Below are 19,608 nucleotides of genomic sequence, written 5' to 3' on the forward strand. Positions count from 1 at the left end.
TATAGAGGCAACATTCTTCAACCGGGTCTTCAAGGGTTAGTTTGTGCAGTGCGAGTGGCGTAGATCTTATGACAGGCTGGTTCCAATGCTGATCAAAGAACATTTCGGAGACCCGGGTGTCCTTACGCGGCAGTTCCCCTACATGAAGTCGACGTATCTATGGAAAAACGACGACTTTATCATCACGGCAAAAGCCCTTTCCAACCCGAATAGCAAGTATCATGAGCTTGAACGACAGGCCGTAGCGCTTCATCAGGCCGGATCTTGGCGACTTGCCGGTGAATATTGGCTAATTGCGGCCGGATGGCGTCGTAATATGATGGACGCAGGCAATGAACAACACGTAGAGGCGCTCCAATTCGTGCTTCGTCATGTCGAGTACAACAGAGCACTAGCGGAATGGAAAAAGAAGAAGCTTAGCCGAAATGCTATGCCCTATCCTGATCAGTTCGGAATTCCCGAAGAGTAAAATTTCGATATCGTCTTAGTTCCTAATTCTACACAGATTCTCAATATTTTTGAAATTTCAATTTTCAGAGGGTGCGAATTCATTAACTCGCACTCAAAACCAATTGCGTTTATTCTCCACAAGTACACATAAAAATACTTTCGATCTTCTATTCCACTTCTTCGGTGTCTCTATAATTCCAGAGACAGCAAGTTTTCATAGAAAAATAGAGGTTTTTCTAACCTCATCCGTCATCAAACACCGCAGATTCAACATTGATAGCAGAACGCTTCAAGCGGGCTCGCTCGAAGGTGATCGACCTAAAAAGCGTGCTGATGCGTTCTTTTCCTCAGTGATCCTCTGAGGACGAAAGATACGATGAAGCGCTTCTACAATCACCGCGATACTCTTGTTGCAGAAGGTCTTGACGGTCTTCTGAGGTCATCCGTCGGGCACCATCTCTGCCGACTTGAAGGGCACGAGAATATCCATGTCGTTCTCAGAAGGGACTGGGATAAGTCGAAAGTAGCCATCATTTCCGGCGGAGGCTCAGGCCATGAGCCAGCTCACGCTGGTTTTGTCGGCAAAGGCATGCTGACGGCAGCAGTCTGCGGTGCACTCTTCGCCTCCCCCAATGTGGATGCCATTCTCGCCGCCATCCTTGAAGTGACTGGCGAGGCAGGATGCCTCCTGATTGTTAAGAATTATACTGGAGACAGGTTAAATTTCGGCCTTGCCGCAGAACAGGCCCGCACTCTTGGAAAGAATGTTGAACTCGTCATTGTGGCGGACGATATCGCACTTGGCCGCGGATCTCATGCCCGAGGTATCGCTGGGACAGTCCTTGTTCAGAAAATCGCGGGCCATCTGGCAGAAACGGGATCTAGCCTGGCAGATGTAAAACAGGCTGCCACTGATGCGATCCAATCAACAGCGTCGATCGGCCTCGCTCTATCAGACGTCAATGTTTACGATGTGGAGCATAAAACGCGGCTAAATGACTCAGAGGCGGAACTAGGCCTTGGCATTCACGGCGAACCTGGCGCTGAGCGGATCTCTGTAGATAAACTCGATGTTTTAGTTAATAAAGCCGTAGATACACTCGAAAAAACTCTAACAGATGATAAGCAAGTCATTATGGTCAACATGCTGGGCGCAGTTCCAGTTCTGGAGGCTCAGGCCATAGTTGATGCTCTCTCCAGAACCGCATTTGCAGACCGCATAGAATTTATTATCGGGCCTGCCCCGATGATGACTTCCTTGGATATGTATGGATTTTCTTTATCCGCCATACCTGCAAGAGAAGACTTCGTCGAGGCCTTGAAATCTGCTGTTGAGCCTTGGGCTTGGCCGGGTTTAGCCCCTTTTAAGGAAGTACAGACAAGGCAAACTCCGACCTTGCCTGAAACATTCTCCTACGAGCCCTCATCCGACGCTTATGTGGAGAGCCTTATCACTCATGGCGCAAAGGTTCTCATAGACAATGAAAAAGATCTCAATGCGCTTGATGCTCTGATCGGCGATGGCGATGCAGGCTCAACTTTCGCTGAGGCGAGCCGCGTTATTCTCAAAGAAATCGGCCGCCTTCCCCTCGCTTCTCCCCAACATCTCTGTGAAACGATAGGCAGGCTTCTCGCGCGCAATGCTGGTGGCTCCAGCGGCGTTTTGTTGTCCATCATGTTTGCCACAGCAGGACAACAGCAGGATTGGCGCACCGGGCTTGAGGCAGGTCTGGACCGTATGCACAGATACGGTGGAGCGTCTCAAGGAGATAGAACAATGCTTGATGCGTTGTTTCCAGCAATAACGACACTTCAAACTGGAAATCTCCAACAGGCTGCCAAGGCTGCTCGTGAAGGTGCGGATGCCACCCGGAAGATGCCAGCACGAGCTGGCCGCGCAGCTTACGTTCCGAAAGAACAACTCAAGAATATCCCTGACCCAGGGGCAGAAGCCATTGCTCGCCTGTTGGAAGGACTGTCGAGTTTAACCTAAAAAGTAGTGGCGCTTTAAAATTCTCATTGCGCGTTGTTACGATTTTTACCAATCGCCAACAACGTGCGCACATTTTTTCCTGCGAAATTCCAACACTTCCACAATACATATCTAGTTTTTACAAAATTAAACTACATCTCGCCCTCTTTGAATGGAGAAAAATTATTCTAAATATCATTACCATACAAAAAAACGTATATCATTTTCGAACTAAGATAATCATAGCCGCCATAAATAACCATAAGATATAGAACTATAAAAATATTTTTATTCTATTTGTTTATCACTCTCATATATTTTTCCCTCCTTATTTCGTCATGCTCAAAAAATCGTTACCACATCAAACTGTTGCCAAAAAAATACACACGATTTCATAAATCATTCGTTTCTGCATCAGAACCGCTTGCTTGGTTGCAATTAATATTGAAACAGCAACAAAATGTAGCGTTCCGGACGGCTGATCCGTGATCCCAACCGTCATCGAAAGAAACCCATGGTGTATCGAAGCAGAAAGCGACGTCGTACAATCATGCTTTTTGGTGCTACTGCGCTGGCATCAACCTCTATGTACGCGGGTGCGTCAAAAGCACAAACTGTCAGCCAGGGCGCAGGCACTGCTGGAAACCAAAATCCAGCCGTGGTTGCCCCTCATCATCGCGGCAAGAGTGCCAGCAAGAAAAAAACACCCACACAAACAATCAAACCCTCTGGTGCCGAAGCCCCGGCAGGCTCCGCAATAACGACTGACAACGCTGCCAACAGGCGCGTAATTGCTGATGCGAAGGCGCAAGGAGCCGCCCCTCGGTCCAGAGAAGAGAACGTTGTTGTAACAGGAACGCTCTTCAGTGATCCAAACGCGACCAATGCGTCGCCGATTGAACACATCACCCGCATGGACATGCAGCGGCGCGGTCTCAAGACAGTGACCGACGTGCTCCAGTCCCTGTCAACGAATGGCGCAGGCAATCTGACAAACGGCTGGTCTGCTGGTGGTGGTTTCGCAACTGGTGGGTCTGCTCCGTCGCTTCGTGGCCTCTCTACCGACTCAACTTTGACGCTCATAGACGGTCAGCGCCTCGCCTATTATGGCCTTGCCGACGATGGCGAGCGCAATTTCGTGGATACCAACTGGATCCCGATGTCGATCATGCAAACGGTCGATGTTCTTGAAGATGGTGGCTCCGCCACCTACGGTGCAGACGCTGTCGCAGGCGTCGTCAACATGGTGACACGCAAGGAAATTCAAGGCGTTGAGGGAAATGCTGAGGGCGGCTTGTCCCAGCGTGGCGATGCCGGTCATCAGCGTCTGTGGGCAACATATGGCCACGGCGATCTGCACCGTGATGGATACAATTTCTATATCAACTCAGAATATCAGCAGGATGACCCTCTTTACTACCGCCAGCTTCAGTCCCCTTACAATAGTGGCGACCTGACAGGTATTGGAGGTGGAAACGCCAACTATAACACCCTGCTCCCGGATGGAACGATCAGTCCTTTCGGTGTAACGCCTGCGGCTATCGTCCGACGTAGCGATGGAGCAAACAGCGGAACAGGGGCGTGGCAGCTTCTGAATCCTTCTGCTGGATGCGGCTCTTTTGGATCGGTTGTTACCGGCAGTGTCGTGAGTGGCGACAACGGTAAAAGCCAGACCTGCACCATGAATTCGCAGCGTTATGCTCAGGTCGCGCCAGACATTCGCCGTATCAATGCCACCGCGCATCTTACGGTGAACGTGACACCGCGTTCCCAGCTCGTGGCCATGTTCAATTACTCACAGGCCATGACGACTGTTACAGGCACACCAACAACCACAAGAACTTACAGTCAGGCTGAACTGGCAAACACGCTAAGCACGCCAATTCCTGCTTATCTTCCGAACGGACAGCTCAACCCTAACGATCCGTTTGCTGCCGAAGGCAAAGCGGCAGAGGTCGATTACCGTTTTGCGGACCTTCTACCGACCACAACAGAGTTTAATCAGAACTTCCGCGGGTCCGTTCGCTACGCAGGATGGGAGCCCTCTGACTGGGGTTCAGACTGGCATTATAATGCCGATTTCGTAGGCATGGCGACACGCCTGACCCAGACTATTACGGGCGTCCCCACAATCAACAGTCTTGAGAACGCGATTACAAGCGGCGACTACAATTTCGTCGATCCTTCGCAAAATTCACAGGCCGTTCTAAACGCGCTGGCTCCTCGGAGTGTTATTACAGCCACAACATCTGAATATTCTGGGAATCTCACCGCCAACAAAGGTCTTTTCAAGCTTCCGGGTGGCACAGCCAACCTCGCAATTGGCGCCAATTTCCGCCATGAAGCATTGAATGATCCGTCGGCCAATCCGCTAAATATTGCGGATCCTGGAGCACAGTACGTTGGCACGATCAATCCCGTGAATGCAAAAGGAAGCCGTTGGGTTGAATCTGGCTTCTTTGAAGTCGGCTTACCATTCCATAAAATGGTCAATGTGGACGTCTCGGGCCGTTACGACAATTACAACGAAAGCACGGGCAACAGCTTCCACCACTTTTCACCTAAAGTGGGCCTACAGTTCAAACCGACGAAAATGCTGACCCTTAAGGGAACATTCAACCAAGGTTTCCGAGTTCCAAGTTTCTCTGAAACCGGTGGCTCGAATGTCGGTTACGTGACCTATGATCCGTCTGCTGTCACATCTTTCGTCAATCAGCATCGGAGTGCTGACGGCTCAGCCAATACCTACGCCCAGCCTTATTCAATCGGTGAAAATACGTCTGGCAATCCAAACCTTCGACCAGAAACATCGACTGGGTTTTCCGGAGGGCCAGTATTCAAACCGACCGACTGGCTGACAATCAGCGCAGATTACTACTATATTCGCAAAAACCACTATATTGCGCCTAATCCCTATGGTGTCGCTGCTATGGCGACCGACTATCTAGAGGGGAATGCTCTCCCAAGCGGCGTAACCGTTACCCCTGACGTTGCTGACACGCAGAACCCGAGTGGACAGCTACGCCCTGGCTTGATCAACCTTGGCTACGTTAACACGAAGAAGCTGATCACGGATGGTTTTGATCTGAAAATTCAGGCACAGAAGCACCTGCCCGGTCCGCTACATGATGTTCTCTGGGTGAGTAAGGGCGAAGCGACTTTTGTCCATCGTTACAATATCTATCTACCTGCCTCATCCGGCGGCGGTGTAGAGCGCTTTGCAGGAACACTTGGCCCTTACAGTGCAGTTTCTTCTTCAGGAACACCACGCTGGCGCGCGAACTGGGCCAACACTTTCATGTGGAAAGGGCTCTCCGTCACACCGACCGTATATTACACAAGTGGTTATCGCCTGACTGCGGACGACTATTCCGGAGCTGGCACAAGCGGCGGTTGCGCTAACGTAATCTCCAACAGTGCGTATTATCCCTCCCAGTGTCATGTAAAAGGTTTCTGGGATGTTGATCTGACGGTCAACTATCAGGTGAACCGTCGCTGGAATATTTACGCGAACGTCTACAATCTTCTTGGCTTTCGAGCACCGTATGACTTTGGTACATATGGCGGCTATCTTTACAACTCTTCCTGGGCTCAAAATGGCGTTGTCATGCGTTCATTCCAGTTCGGTGTAAACGTTACGCTGTAGTCCTTGATGCTCATTTATTGTGATTTTGAATTTTCGCTGATTTAGGAAAATTTAATAGACTGCCTGCGGACGAGTAAATAACTCGTCCGCAGCTTTCTTCGATATGGCGTCGCAGATCGCGAGATGAACGGCTACCAGATTGAAAAAGCTTATCGCCTGTTTTTCACGGCCTTAGCCCCTCTCTGCCTGGAAACTCTCTCTCAGATCAGCAGCTGGCTGCATACCATACTCCGTCACCACAGACGCCCGACACTCTATTTCTCAGCCATCTGCTGCGTAGCAACGATCATGGTCCGGTTATGAACCGTCAGCCTATGGCAAACGCCTTTTCATACAGACGTAAGCCGCTAGATAAATAGCCATATAAAAGAACGGGATGAAGAAGATAGCGCCTTCCAGATCACCCATCATGACAGTTTCTCCGTGTTTGCAACGCCGTCTTCCTGAGCATCAAGAAGCACGGCGCCCGCCCCGGAAATCAGAACGATCATGATCGTTCCAATGACCCATGCGAAATACCAAGGCCCCTGATCGCCAACGAAAACAGCGAACAGCAGCGCGACGACTAGGGCCAGAGCAAGGCCGGCCAATCTGAAGATTTTCATGAAGCGTAATTCCTCAGTAGCTATGAGAGTCATTCATGACGTCCTGAACCCGCACACGGCCACGCATCACATGGTAGCACCACGACGTGTAGCTCAGGATGATCGGTACAAAGATAACCGCCACAACAAGCATGCAACTCAGGCCATAAAGGCTTCCGGTACCGTTCCAGACAGTGATGCTTTGATCGGGTGCGGTCGTGGATGGCATCAGGAAGGGAAACATCGCGGCCCCAACCGTTATGATAGTTCCAGCCCAGGCCCCTACCCCCAGCCACCAGCCCAAGGCGGGACGATTGGCGCGTAAAAGAAGCGCTTCACCGACCATACAGACCGTACCAAAAACCGGCAGCAGCCATAGAACCGGATGAGCATGGTAATTACCAAGCCACGCACCGGGGCGAATTGCCGCGGTTTGACCATGGAGCGGGTTGGCAGGCATTGCCGGATCAGACAGGGATGTCAGAACAAAACCGGGCATGTGCGCGATCCAGAAACCGCCAATGACAAACAATGCGGCCGCAACAAATCCACCCACCGAACCATAAGCCCGTGCCCGGCCATAAATGGGATCTTCCGAGCGCAGCATCAGCATCGCACCGCCCTGCTGCACACTTAGGGCAACGGACATCAAGCCGCACAGGATGGCAAACGGATTGATCAGATAGCTCAGGAAAGACTCATCCTGAACATATTGGCCCGTCCAGGTGAAGTGATAGCCCACCCCTTCCAGAATATTTCCGAATGCCGCGCCGTAAACGAACATGGGCACAAAGCCGGAAATCAGGAAGGTCACATCCCAGCTTGCACGCCAGTGTCTGCTATCGGCTTTTGAACGATATTCAAATGCCACAGGGCGCAGAATCATGCTGAACAGCAACAGGATCATGACAACATAGAAGACAGAAAACGACGTGCCATACAGTGTGGGAAATGCCGCAAAAATCGCCCCACCACCCAGAATGAACCACACCTGATTGCCGTCCCAGTGCGGGCCAATGATGTTGAGCGCCGTCCGGCGCTCCCCGTCATTACGCCCCACGAACCGCAGCAGCGTACCAACGCCCATATCCATCCCGACCATGGTGCCAAGCCCGATGAACAGGACACCGAGAATTCCCGTCCAGATCAGTTTAAGAAGTGCATAGGTCTCCATGTCAGACCCTCCGGTTTTTAAAAGGAAGAAAAAAGACGTTCATTTCAGGCGTGGCTCCCGTGGAAGTGGGACAGCAGAGCTTCTGTTTTGTCGTGATGAGCTCCATGCGCTTCCGGACCGAGGCGGGCAAAACGGAACATCAGGTAGAGCTCAGCCGCGATAAACACGCTGTAAAGCAGCGCAAAACCGGCTAGCGAGAACACCATGTATCCAGTGCTGTGCCCTGAAGCAGACAGGAAGGTCGGCAGCTTATTGAAGACGGTCCAGGGCTGACGACCGGCTTCGGCAGTGATCCAGCCAAATTCCGTTGCCAAGATCGGCAGCGGAATGGACCACATGGTTGCTCTCAGCAGCCATGGATTGGCTTCAAGTCGGTTTTTCAGACTCAAGAGCGCTGCCACGGCAAAAATCGCAAAGAAATAGCCGCCGAGGAATACCATGAACCGGAAAGACCAGAACGTCACAAACACGTTCGGCAGAATGTCAGGCTGCGTCTGCTTTACGACCGTATCAAGCTGATCCGCAGGGATATTTGTCACATCCTGCTTAGGAGCATGCCGCGTCGCGAGGAAGCCGAAACCCATATCGTCCTGATGCGCGTTAAACATGTCCAGATCGGCCTTGTCATGCGTCTCGCCATAATGGCGGAGTGCGGTCAAAGCGATGATACCGGAGCGAATGCGCGGGCCTGCCTGCTCTTCCAGTTCATACATGCCCGTAACGGGCTGATTGAAGCTGTGCGTAATCAATGGCGTTAAAACGTAGGGAATATTGATTTCGAAGTGGTTGACCTGCTTTTCATCATCTGGAAGAGCCGCAACGATCCACGGTTCGTAAGGTGGCTTCGTCGTGTGCCACAGGCCTTCAATGGCGGCGATTTTCGTTGGCTGCTTTTCGTAGTCCATCCGGCCCAGCACATCGCCCAGCGTAATAACGGCGACCGATGAAATGATGCCAAACAGGGCGGCCATACGGAAAGACCGGGCGGCCAGTTCACGATGCTGCTCACGAAGCAAATAGAATGCGCTGATCCCCATGACGAACATGGACGCAGCCACATAGCCAGCCACAGAAGTATGTACAAACTTGGCCTGCGCATCCTGGCTGAAGACAACATGCACAAAGCTGTCAAACTGCATGCGCATCGTATCCGCGTCGAAATGCGCGCCTTCAGGAACATTCATTCCGGCATTGGCAATCAGGATCCAGAGGGCGGAAAGGTTGGATCCGAGTGCCACAAGATAAGTGATGGCCAGATGTCCAGGTTTACTGAGGCGATCCCAGCCAAAGAACATAAGACCCACAAAAGTGGATTCCATGAAGAAAGCCATCAAACCTTCGATGGCGAGCGGCGTACCGAACATGTCCCCAAAGAAATGCGAGTACATGGACCAGTTGGTCCCGAACTCGAATTCCATGGTCAGACCGGTCGCAACACCTATGGCAAAGTTAATACCAAACAGCTTGCCCCAGAACTGGGCCATGTCCCGGTAAATCTTTCGGCCGGTGACAACATACACCGTCTCCATTGCGGCCAGCATGAATGTCAGCCCGAGCGTCAGAGGCACAAACATGAAGTGGTAAAGGGCCGTCAGCGCGAACTGGAGACGCGAAAGATCGACGACCTGCGGGTTAGTTAAATCCACGATGGGATCCTCCTGTGAACAGGACAGAAAAAGGAACGAAAGGCCGGTATCCGGCGTGCTTCATCGTCGGATCACGGCAGTCCCTCCCGTTCATGAAGTCGGCCGTCTTCCAGTCGCAGAATACGCTGCATGAACTCCAGCGGCTCAGGGCGATGGGTAATACAGAGCACTGTTGCCAAGGGCAGCGCTGCCAGTAGGGACGCGATCAGGTCTCTGCCTTTTTCAGGGGGCAGTCCTTCGGTCGGTTCATCCAGAATGACCCAGCGCGGCCGACGCAGGATAATCTGCGCAACGGCCAGACGCCGCGCCTGCCCACCAGACAGCCGCATACCGTGCTCACCGACGAGGGTATCCAGCCCGTTTTCCATAAGCCGGACTTCCTCGAAGACGCAGGCGCTGGACAATGCGGCCCACATGTCCTCGTCAGTTGCGTCTGGGCGGGCGAGCAATAAATTGCGGCGAATACTGCCCTGAAACAGATGAAAATCCTGCGACAGAACGCTGATCTGCGTTGAAAGCGCCTGCGTATCGAGCTGTTTCAGATTAGCCCCACCCCAATGGATGGAACCCGACTGATACTCTTCCAGCCGAAGCAGCAGCCGAATAAGAGAGCTCTTTCCTGCCCCTGAAGGCCCGACAATCCCAACACGCTCTCCGGCGTGGATGCTTAGGGAACAGTCCTCCAGTACCGTCTTCCGACTACCAGCATAGCCAAACCGGACGTCCCGCATCACAAGCCGCGTGAAATCGGCGCCTTCCCAAACGTTTTCCGCTTTAGCAACAGGCAGGGGCGCCTCGCACAGTGTCATGAGGCGACGTATTGAAACCCGCGCCCGAGCCAGAGCCTGCCGCGCCGGAACGACGCCCGAAACAAACTCCATTGCCGCCAGGGTCCCCAGGATGAGCATAGGCAGTTCGGGAGCACTCAGGGCTCCAGATTGCAAAGCTCGCGCACCGATCATCAGCACCCCAGCAACCGCGAGGGCCGCTATAAAAGCCCCTGCCTGCCGCGATGCATGCGACCATGCGAGAGAACGCAACTGCTTCTTGCCGAAGAGAGTCTGCGTGGCATTCAGCGCCTCTGCCGTCCGCGCAGTTGCGCCACACAGAGTGATATCGCCAGCACACTGCACAGCTTCCACGAGATCCGCACGAAAGTCGTCGCCCAGCCCTGCCAGACGCTCCACGTCATCATCAACCTTCCGGCCAACAAAAACTGGCACAGCCATTCCACTGAGCAACAGCGCCAGAGCCAGAATCAGCCCTGCTTGCAGGGAGAACACGGATATTATGACAACGCTGACCGTCCCGCAGACCATCGCGACGCCAAATGGTATAAGCGCATCAATTGGAGACTGACCGACAATCTCAGTATCGGAGACCAGTCTTCCTAGAACATCCCCGCTGCGGTGGTCTGTCAGGAGCGTCGAACGCGGGATCAGGCGTTCAAACACCCGAGCCCGCAGAACACTGACACTTTCCAGTGCTGCGTCATGCGTTACCAGTCGTTCCCCGTAGCGTGTCAGGATGCGGGCGGTCGCAAAAAACCGTACGCCCGCCGCAGGCAAAAAGAGGTTGAAAAGATTGCGCGTTACTATGCCACCCAGACCCGCCGCAGCCGCAGCCGCAATCAGCCATCCCGACAGAAACAGCAGCCCGAACCCGGAGAGAGCTGCCAAACAGGCAAGGAAAAAACCAAAGATCATCTTCCCCCGCGCAACTGCGATCAGGCGAAAGGCATACTGAAGCTCCATCATGCTACAGCTCGCTGGATTTCATGGGACTGGATGACACCTTCTCGAAGGTGAAGAACCTGGTCGGCCTGATTGATAATGTCCGGGCGATGAGAAACCGCGATCACGATGCGACCGGCTGCCAGGTGCTTGATGGCGGCTGCAATCATGTTTGCATTCGTCGCGTCCAGATCAGCGGTTGGCTCATCGAAAACCAGAATATCCGGCGTATTTATCAGCGCGCGCGCTAACGCCAGCCGCCGGATCTCGCCACCAGACAGGGCTGCGCCACGATCGCCCACTACGGTATCTAATCCGTCGGGTAATGCGTCGATAAAGGAGAAGACTCCAGCCAAGGCCGCAACAGACCGCAGCCCGGCATCATCAATATCCGGATTTGCCAGATGCAGATTGTCCCGAATTGTCCCGTTGAGGAGACAGGGAGACTGCGGGACCCAACCAATACGCCAGTTCTGCACGGCAATGTAGGTGCCCGTATTATCAACGGCGACAATATCTCCAGCTCGGACCGGAATCATCCCGAGCAGAACCCGCAAAAGCGTGGTCTTCCCGCTACCACTGGCACCCGTTACCGCCGTAATGGTGCCGCGATGAGCAGTAAAGGAAATACCACACAGAACGTCTGGACCCTGTCCGTAGCCAGCGGAAACATCATTGAAAATGAGCTTTTCAGGTGCCCCTGTCGTGGCCTGATGAGGGTTCTTGCCCCGGTCGACACAGAGTTCCGGAAGACGCATGAATGCCATAAGCCCATCCATGGCCGAAAGCGCGTTCTGGCGAGCATGATAGCTGGCAGAAAAATTACGGAGTGGTGCAAAATACTCTGGAGCCAGCAGCAGAACAAAGAAGGCTGTGTAAAAATCGACATGCCCTGAGAGCAGACGGGAGCCGAGAACTATCGCTACAAGCGCGACCGCGAGGCTGGAAAAGAACTCCAGAACAGCAGATGTCAGAAACGCAACGCCCATGACACGCATCGTCGCCAGCCGGTGCGCCTCTGCCATGGACTGCACCATTTTCACGCTTTCCTGCGCGCGCCCAAACAGACGCAGCGCTGTCAGTCCCTGCACTGCGTCTAGAAAAGACGCGCCAAGCAGCAGAAGCCGCGTCCACTGCCGATCCATCAGGCTTTGAGCGCTATAACCAACCAGAGCCATAAAAACCGGTATTAGTGGCCCCGTCACAGCCAGGATCAGAAAACTCCACCCATCCAGCCCTGCCACGACCGCCAAGATAAGGAGAGGCAGAACAACCATTGCCGCGGCGCGCGGAATATACTGCGCAATGTAGGGCTGAAAGGCCGCTACGCCATCCGTCAGAGATGTTGCAAGGCGCCCGGTCTCCATGCATTGCAACCCGACTGGCCCCACTCGAAACACATGCCGGATCATCTCTTGGCGAAAGAGAGTAACCGCTCTCTGACCAGCCATTTCTCCTGCCATATCCGAAACCCACTGCACACAACCGCGCGTGAGTGCGACACAAAGAAAACCAACGAACGGCCTAGCATCTGCCATAATCGACAAGCTTTTGAAGGCAAGGTCATCCACGAGTTGCGCCAGAAGCCCCATTTGCAAGACCAGCAGGACAGCCGCCACTGCCGCCAAGGCGACCGCGATAGCCAACGTCGGTGATGCCTTGCGTGTGACTTCTGAAATGCCCGAAACCCTACCCCCAGACATTGGTGCCGACCTCATATTTGTTTTCTTAATTATATTAAGTTTGAATATTATAAATTTAATTAAGTCATAAAGTCAATTCGTATTTTTTGTAGCAGCACCACGTTTTGAGAGGGGAAAATTTGAGAAATATGAGGGTTTTTTGGACGATTCAAGCCTGAAAAGCGGACAGAGCCAGAAGATATAAAATCGTGTTTTTGATAAGTTTGTTTATTGGTTTTATTAATTATAAAGTTTTTTGGAAAATTTTCCTATAATCTGCCCAAGGCATCTATCGATTATAAAGCCACATTGATTGTGAGAATCATGGGGGTGTTTTCACTGTCTGACAGCCCGTTTCACCCTGATAGGTGCAGCATTCAGTAACCGAGCGACTTCAGGCAAATCAGGAAACCAAATTAGGTTCAGGTTCTATTGATTTGAGCTGGACGCTCTACTTCACGCAGCGGGAAAACGTAAAAACGTTGTTTATGGAAAATAAGAAATAAAACTATTCGTCTTTATTTTCTACACCGACCTGACAGGAGCAGGGTTGGCCCTCTTGCATTGGCGAGGCACCGCATGGAAATAAAATCCGCGCAAAACAGCGCAAAGGCACTGAAAAAGGCAGCCCGCAATTGAGTGTCTTTCTGGGGATGGGTGCAAAATTTTGCACCGTCAAGCTAAGACAATCCCATCGACAAATATCGTTATATCGTTTTTTTTTCTATAAAATTTGCATTTTCAACGATCGGAAATTTTAGGCATCCCAAAAGTTGGAAACGACAGTGATCGAACCAGTCTATCTGGAACGGGAGATTTCAGCCTCAAAGGTTCATAGGAAAAAGCCGCCTCCTATTCCCGATCTTCAGATCAAATACTGGAAATTTAGTGATTCAATCTCGTGTCGAACGCGCCTTTCTCGATCAAAAAACATATAAAACATGAATTCGAATAATTGGCGTCAATAAGTCCATAACAAGAATTGGAACGACTAATATTGTTCATCAAAACACCTGTATTTAATTTTAACGAAATAGTTTAATTGTGCAGAAGGAGACAGGGAAGTGACCTCTGCCTCATTCCAGCGCCAGGGGGAAGTTAATATCCAGAAGACCTGTTAATTTCTCCAACCATTTCCGCCCCCTTCTCAAACTGTAAGATATTTTTCAAAATCATTTCTCCACCTGTCTCAGCATGCGAAGAACTTGCAATGTGCGGCGTAAGGGTAATCAATGGATGGTTCCAGAACGGATGGTCCTCAGGAAGGGGCTCCGGATCGGTCACGTCAAGAACGGCTTGGCTCAATAGTCCCTCATCCAACGCTAAAAGCAGATCATCCTGTGCAAGGTGACCGCCCCTCCCACAGTTGATAAGACAGGCTCCCTTGGGAAGCTTGGCGAATAATTCTTTGTTCAAAATCCCTTTTGTGGCGTCAGTCAGGGGCATCAAGCAGACAAGGACATCTGTGGCCGCCAGAAAAGCATCCAGCTCTTCAGGCCCTGCGTAACTTTTGATTCCGGGAATGTCATGTCGGCTTCTGCTCCAGCCATGACAGACGTATCCGAACTGCGACAACTTTTTCAGGACAGGTGTACCAAGCGCTCCCATGCCCATCACCCCAACCCGAAACAGGCGTGAAGATACGTTTGGCGTACCTTTCCAAACATGCGCCGCTTGCTGACGCGCGTACTGGAACATATTCCGATGGTAAGAAAGAACAGCCCAGAGGACGTATTCTATCATTCCCTCCGCCAAGCCTGGCTCCATCATACGGACGACCCGGACATTTTCAGGGATTGAGGCAAGGTTCAGTTGATCCACACCTGCACCAACAGAAAAGAGCACCTCAAGATTAGGAAAGTTTTCTGCCAGATTTTCCGGTGGCTGCCACGCGGCCAGATAGCGAACTTTCTGCGGATCGCCGGTCTCAGGCCAGACATGAAATGCAAGTTCAGGCAGTTCGCTAGCGAACATTGGCTTCCACAGACGTGCACGCTCTTCAGTAGATTTCAGCACAAAAGACATTTCAATAATCCTTAACCGAGAGCCTGACTTGTCAGAGCAAAATATTGCGGAGCATTTTCAGAGATCACCACAGGCTCGGTCGACATTGTGTTGACGACATCCACGCGGATCAGCCCCATTTCATCCAGCCAGCCTGAGAGACCAGATGAAGTCGGCGTATCAATTCTGATAAATTCTCCACCATACGTTCCGATCCAATGCGAAATGAGCGCCTTTGCCTGCTCTGTCGTTTCCGCTGCGACAGGACCAATCAGCCATCCCCACCCGAACCGACGACAGAACGAGTATCCCCGGATCCCCTCTTCCGTATCGATCACAACGCCTTTGGCGTTCTGCACCAGATCTTCAACAAGCGCAGATCGATCCATCCCCGTAGCAGCCCTGTCGAACGCTATGAGATCCTGAAGATCATACTGAACAACCGGCCGCAGCCGCTGGCCCTCATCCAGAGCGATGATGGGAGAGGACACACCATTACCCTGATGCTGCTCCACAATTCCCGTCGGAACAAAGCCCAGTTTTTCATAGAGCGGCTGGCCAGCCGGTGTCGCATTAAGGGATATTGAGCGGCCAGGCAGAAGCCTGCGCACCGTGGTCAGCATGTTTGTACCGATCCCGTGCCCTTGCCACGCCCCATTGACAATAATCAGTCCGACTGTGGCGTGACGCTCCCCAAACGACCACCACATAATGGTGCCTATGATTTCTCCACTTTCCAACGTGGCGACTAACCCACGACCAAGACGCAGCATGAAATCCCAGTCTTCAAGGCGGTGCGGCCATCCCAATACCTTTGAAAGACCCGATGTCGCCCCCAGATCTTCCTCGGTCATACTCCGGAGGTTAATGGCCGTCTGTTCACGTTCATTCGCATTTTCCAGGCTCATAACGAACGCTCCGTGTTTCTGGTAAGACTTTCGATCAGAAATGCTGGCTTCAGAATGGGAGATTTTATAACAATATAACTAAAGTACTTCTCGATACCGATATTCTGATCCAGAAGAGCTTCGATTGTTTCCTGATAATGATCAATGTTTCTGACCATGAATTTCAGAAGGTAATCGTACCCACCACTGATAAGATGCGCCTCCACCAGAGATTCCACTTTCTGCATTGCAGTCTCAAAGCGAAAAAAATCATCTCGCCTGTGATCTGAGAGTGTGACTTCTGTAAAGACAGTCATGACGCTTGAGATTTTTTGCAGGGCAATCTGCGCCCCATATCCCACAATGTAACCGGCTGCTTCCAGCCGCTTGACGCGAATGAGACATGGACTTGCAGACAGACCAACGCGGTTTGCCAGTTCCACATTGGTCAGCCGGCCATTCTTCTGCAGCTGAGCAAGGATTTTAAGATCAATACGATCAAGCTTGGGCGCGATTGCCATAAGTCAGGCCATTCTCTCTTCAGCGACGGTCATTGTGCAGTCGGCAGTCCAATGTGAAAGCTCTTCACTTCCAGGAATTCTTCGAGGCCCAGTGCGCCCCCTTCCCGGCCGAGCCCTGACTGCTTCACGCCCCCGAAAGGTGCTGACACAAGAGAGATGGAGCCAGTGTTCAATCCTACCATGCCAAAATCGAGAGCCTCGCCAACCCGCCAACCTCTCGCGATGTCATTCGTGAAGAAATAGCTCGCCAGACCGAAGGGGGTAGCATTGGCCTGCTGAACGGCATCCTGCTCGTTATCGAAGCGGAACACGGGAAGGATCGGACCAAACGTTTCTTCCTGTGCAATCCGCATCTCGGACGTCACATCCGCCAGCAGCACGGGAGAGGCGAACCGACCGTTAATGTCCAGTGGTTTACCCACAATGCGAGCGCCCTTAGCCAAAGCGTCTTCTACATGTTCCTTTACCTTGGCGACGGCAGCCTCGTTAATCAGTGGTCCGATCTGCGTTTGCGGATCAAATCCGTCGCCCGTCTTCAGGGTCATCACCTCTGCTGCGAGTTTTTCCAGAAACGCATCATGAATTCCGGATTGAACGTAAACGCGGTTTGCGCAGACACAGGTCTGCCCGGCGTTCCGGAATTTGCTCAGCATTGTTCCGGACACGGCAACAGAAAGATCGGCGTCATCGAAGACAATGAGAGGAGCGTTTCCGCCCAGTTCAAGACTGAGCTTTTTAATCGTATCTGCGGACTGACGCATCAGCAACGACCCGACTTTCGTAGAGCCCGTGAAAGACAGTTTGCGCACAACGGGACTTGCGGTCAATTCCGGGCCAATCTCCTGCGCATAGCCCGTCACCACAGACAGGAGCCCTTTAGGAAGGCCTGCACGTTCTGCCAAAACAGCTAGAGCCAAAGCAGAATACGGTGTGAGTTCGGACGGTTTGATCACCATGCTGCACCCTGCGGCAAGAGCCGGGGCACATTTGCGGGTAATCATGGCAAGAGGGAAATTCCAGGGCGTAATGGCCGCTGTCACTCCCACTGGCTCTTTCAGGATGATGACCCGGCGATCGGCTGTCGGTACCAGTGCACTGCCCTGTACGTGCTCGGCCTCAGCCGCGAACCATTTAAGGAAAGACGCAGCATAACCAACCTCTCCTTTGGCTTCTGTTAGAGGCTTGCCTTGCTCAAGTGTCATGATCTTGGCCAGGTCATCAGCATGGTCCAGCATCAGTTGGTACCATGCCATCAGCAGACCCGCACGATCTGCGGCTGAGCTCCGACGCCATTTGCCCTGCGCAATCCGCGCGCTTTCAATGGCAGCGCGGGTTTCTTCAGCCGTGCAGGCCGGGATACTGCCGATGATCTCACCCGTTGAAGGGTTATCGACGGTCAGGGTCTTGCCACTCGTGGATGCTTTCCAGTCTCCTCCGAGAAAGGCGGTCTGACGGAAAAGATCTGGATCATTCAGGGAAAATGTCATGTCGAAAACTCCGAACAGATTGACGCAGGCAAATGACAAAGAACTCTGGGACCTCCTGGAACAGAGCGAACAGGAGGAGGAACCCTGTCGCAGAGGCCGCTCACACGATCAGGGCACCGCGCAAGAAAGCAGCATAGTTCCGGATCAAGAGAGAGTGAATTTAATAGGGTTGCAGGCATGGCCTCATCCGCGTGCTTTATTCGTGTGCTCTCCAGCCACCCTGGCTCCATGAGAGGAACGGAATCATGCAACAGCCGGGTGTATGGATGATGTACGCCCTTCCCCAATGCCATGGCTGGCCCAACCTCCACGGCCTGCCCCGCATACAGCACGGCAACACGATCACAGATGGACTGAAGAGCATGCAGATCATGGGTAATGAAGATGAACGAAAGCCCCAGATCACGCTGCAATTCCTTCATCAGATCCAGAATGGCAGCCGCCACAACCGTATCCAGGGCCGCTGTGATTTCGTCGCACAGTACGATCTGCGGATCGGCTGCCAGCGCCCGTGCAAAGTTGATCCTCTGTTTCTGGCCGCCAGATAGCTCCGAAGGCAGACGGGAAGCGAGAGAGGGCGAAAGGCGAACCATATCCAGCAACTCATTCACACGCCGGGTGGCGGCAGCCCCCCGTAAACCACCATAAAAACGAACGACCCGCGCAAGGGTTTGTCCTATGGGCTTCGAAGGGTTCAGCACGCTATCTGCGTTCTGAGCCACAAGCTGCAGATGGCGCCGCTGGTCAGGCGTACGCTCTCTCACGTTCCCAGCCAGCGGTTCTCCATTCAGCAGAAGCTCTCCGGTTGCCCAGGGCTGAAGGCCGGAAATCGCGCGCGCCAAGGTGCTCTTTCCACAACCGGATTCCCCGATCACGCCCAGCATACGTCCTTTCGGAACACTGAAGCTGACATGATTGACAATCACGTTCTCTGGCAGTCCAGCAGCGGTGCGTTGCCCGTACCCCACCACCAGATTACGCACGTCCAGCAGGCTACGTTGCTCAGGCTGTCCGGTAAGGCCCGCTTGTCGTGAACGGGGTTCCGCAGCGGCAAGAAGGGCCTGACTATAAGGATCGTCGGGCTGAAACAGGATCTTCGAGACCGTTCCAGCTTCCCGGATGGCTCCATCTTTAAGAACGACGGCATGGTCGGAAATCTGTGCCACAACCGATAGATCATGTGTCACATACACGCCCGTTATCCCGCGCTCTGCGAAAACGGCTTTGAAGGCTGAAAGCACTTCAATCTGGGTCGTGACGTCCAGAGCTGTTGTCGGCTCATCGAAAACGACGACTTCAGGGTCTGTCATCAGAGCCATGGCGGCCATTAACCGCTGCAACTGGCCACCCGACAGCTCTCCCGGATACCTTTCACCGATTGTTTCGGGGTCAGGAAGCGCTAACGCCCGGAACAAGGAAACTGCCTGGGCTTCCAGATCCCGCCTAGGCAGAGTGCGATGAACCAAAGCTGGCTCTACGACCTGCCGCATGATGGACAATGCCGGATTGAAGGCGCTTCCGGCATTCTGCGCGACATAGCTGATCACTCGCCCCCGGATGGCGCGGCATTCATGCGGGGTCAGAGCCGTCACGTCATATCCCGCAACCCGGATCGTCCCCCCGGCAATCCTGCATCCTTTCCGGATATGGCCGAGCAGTGAAAGTGCCACCGTCGTTTTTCCGGACCCGGACTCCCCAATCAGCGCCAGCATTTCTCCGCGCTGGACCGAAAAACTGACATCACGGACGATCGGAAGTTCCGTGCCCTTCCCTCGCCGCCCAACGATCTCGAGATTTTCAACCTGAATGGTGGCAGCCATGC

At 52.8% G+C, this 19,608-nt stretch carries 13 protein-coding genes; 3 read left to right on the forward strand and 10 right to left on the reverse strand.

All coding sequences use genetic code 11. The features are described from left to right. Window positions 1–85 precede the first annotated feature (85 nt). From R5H23_RS04190 to R5H23_RS04200, 3 genes are all read left to right on the forward strand, one after another. On the forward strand, window positions 86–469 hold the full coding sequence (locus R5H23_RS04190) for a hypothetical protein (RefSeq protein ID WP_264648249.1): 384 nt from the start codon (window positions 86–88) through the stop codon (window positions 467–469). A gap of 357 nt (window positions 470–826) precedes the next feature. After that, complete coding sequence (locus R5H23_RS04195; RefSeq protein WP_317214492.1) at window positions 827–2,443, forward strand: dihydroxyacetone kinase subunit DhaK; 1,617 nt, start codon at window positions 827–829, stop codon at window positions 2,441–2,443. Between the two features lie 493 nt (window positions 2,444–2,936). Beyond that, window positions 2,937–6,068: a TonB-dependent siderophore receptor gene (locus tag R5H23_RS04200; RefSeq protein ID WP_099212762.1), complete on the forward strand. Its 3,132-nt coding sequence runs from the start codon at window positions 2,937–2,939 to the stop codon at window positions 6,066–6,068. Window positions 6,069–6,475: 407 nt separating this feature from the next. Here the strand turns inward: R5H23_RS04200 and R5H23_RS04205 are convergent, their stop codons facing one another. The 10 genes from R5H23_RS04205 to R5H23_RS04250 form a co-directional block, all read right to left on the reverse strand. Next, window positions 6,476–6,673, reverse strand: coding sequence for a hypothetical protein (locus R5H23_RS04205; RefSeq protein WP_317214493.1), 198 nt, complete (start codon window positions 6,671–6,673; stop codon window positions 6,476–6,478). Window positions 6,674–6,686: 13 nt separating this feature from the next. After that, complete coding sequence (cydB, locus tag R5H23_RS04210) at window positions 6,687–7,826, reverse strand: cytochrome d ubiquinol oxidase subunit II (RefSeq protein WP_317214494.1); 1,140 nt, start codon at window positions 7,824–7,826, stop codon at window positions 6,687–6,689. Window positions 7,827–7,870: 44 nt separating this feature from the next. Continuing rightward, entirely contained in the window at window positions 7,871–9,472 is a 1,602-nt protein-coding gene (locus R5H23_RS04215) for a cytochrome ubiquinol oxidase subunit I (RefSeq protein WP_317214495.1), read from the reverse strand. 71 nt (window positions 9,473–9,543) lie between these two features. After that, window positions 9,544–11,229, reverse strand: coding sequence for a thiol reductant ABC exporter subunit CydC (gene cydC, locus R5H23_RS04220; RefSeq protein WP_317214497.1), 1,686 nt, complete (start codon window positions 11,227–11,229; stop codon window positions 9,544–9,546). Beyond that, window positions 11,226–12,908 carry a thiol reductant ABC exporter subunit CydD gene (gene cydD, locus R5H23_RS04225; RefSeq protein WP_317214498.1) on the reverse strand — a complete coding sequence of 561 codons (1,683 nt, stop codon included), beginning with the start codon at window positions 12,906–12,908 and terminating at the stop codon, window positions 11,226–11,228. Before cydD ends, cydC begins: the two co-directional genes overlap by 4 nt. A gap of 1,077 nt (window positions 12,909–13,985) precedes the next feature. Next, complete coding sequence (locus R5H23_RS04230) at window positions 13,986–14,912, reverse strand: glyoxylate/hydroxypyruvate reductase A (RefSeq protein WP_317214499.1); 927 nt, start codon at window positions 14,910–14,912, stop codon at window positions 13,986–13,988. Between the two features lie 11 nt (window positions 14,913–14,923). Further along, window positions 14,924–15,799 carry a GNAT family N-acetyltransferase gene (locus tag R5H23_RS04235; RefSeq protein ID WP_317214501.1) on the reverse strand — a complete coding sequence of 292 codons (876 nt, stop codon included), beginning with the start codon at window positions 15,797–15,799 and terminating at the stop codon, window positions 14,924–14,926. After that, entirely contained in the window at window positions 15,796–16,299 is a 504-nt protein-coding gene (locus R5H23_RS04240; RefSeq protein ID WP_046901991.1) for an Lrp/AsnC family transcriptional regulator, read from the reverse strand. Before R5H23_RS04240 ends, R5H23_RS04235 begins: the two co-directional genes overlap by 4 nt. A gap of 29 nt (window positions 16,300–16,328) precedes the next feature. Then, window positions 16,329–17,786 (reverse strand): NAD-dependent succinate-semialdehyde dehydrogenase, encoded by a 1,458-nt coding sequence (locus R5H23_RS04245; RefSeq protein WP_317214503.1) that lies wholly within the window; start codon window positions 17,784–17,786, stop codon window positions 16,329–16,331. Continuing rightward, window positions 17,783–19,606 (reverse strand): ABC transporter ATP-binding protein, encoded by a 1,824-nt coding sequence (locus R5H23_RS04250; protein WP_317214505.1) that lies wholly within the window; start codon window positions 19,604–19,606, stop codon window positions 17,783–17,785. Before R5H23_RS04250 ends, R5H23_RS04245 begins: the two co-directional genes overlap by 4 nt. Between the last annotated feature and the right edge of the window lie 2 nt (window positions 19,607–19,608).

This window comes from Gluconobacter sp. GP1 (genome assembly GCF_032913585.1).
Classification (GTDB): Bacteria; Pseudomonadota; Alphaproteobacteria; order Acetobacterales; family Acetobacteraceae; genus Gluconobacter; species Gluconobacter cerinus.

What these genes read in the sequence shown, in the direction of transcription:
- R5H23_RS04250 (WP_317214505.1), bottom strand. Translation starts at nt 19,606, where the DNA reads ATGGCTGCCACCATTCAGGTTGAAAATCTCGAGATCGTTGGGCGGCGA.
- R5H23_RS04230 (WP_317214499.1), bottom strand. Translation starts at nt 14,912, where the DNA reads ATGTCTTTTGTGCTGAAATCTACTGAAGAGCGTGCACGTCTGTGGAAG.
- R5H23_RS04200 (WP_099212762.1), top strand. Translation starts at nt 2,937, where the DNA reads ATGGTGTATCGAAGCAGAAAGCGACGTCGTACAATCATGCTTTTTGGT.
- cydC (WP_317214497.1), bottom strand. Translation starts at nt 11,229, where the DNA reads ATGATGGAGCTTCAGTATGCCTTTCGCCTGATCGCAGTTGCGCGGGGG.
- cydB (WP_317214494.1), bottom strand. Translation starts at nt 7,826, where the DNA reads ATGGAGACCTATGCACTTCTTAAACTGATCTGGACGGGAATTCTCGGT.
- R5H23_RS04205 (WP_317214493.1), bottom strand. Translation starts at nt 6,673, where the DNA reads ATGAAAATCTTCAGATTGGCCGGCCTTGCTCTGGCCCTAGTCGTCGCG.
- R5H23_RS04195 (WP_317214492.1), top strand. Translation starts at nt 827, where the DNA reads ATGAAGCGCTTCTACAATCACCGCGATACTCTTGTTGCAGAAGGTCTT.
- R5H23_RS04235 (WP_317214501.1), bottom strand. Translation starts at nt 15,799, where the DNA reads ATGAGCCTGGAAAATGCGAATGAACGTGAACAGACGGCCATTAACCTC.
- cydD (WP_317214498.1), bottom strand. Translation starts at nt 12,908, where the DNA reads ATGTCTGGGGGTAGGGTTTCGGGCATTTCAGAAGTCACACGCAAGGCA.
- R5H23_RS04190 (WP_264648249.1), top strand. Translation starts at nt 86, where the DNA reads ATGCTGATCAAAGAACATTTCGGAGACCCGGGTGTCCTTACGCGGCAG.
- R5H23_RS04245 (WP_317214503.1), bottom strand. Translation starts at nt 17,786, where the DNA reads ATGACATTTTCCCTGAATGATCCAGATCTTTTCCGTCAGACCGCCTTT.
- R5H23_RS04240 (WP_046901991.1), bottom strand. Translation starts at nt 16,299, where the DNA reads ATGGCAATCGCGCCCAAGCTTGATCGTATTGATCTTAAAATCCTTGCT.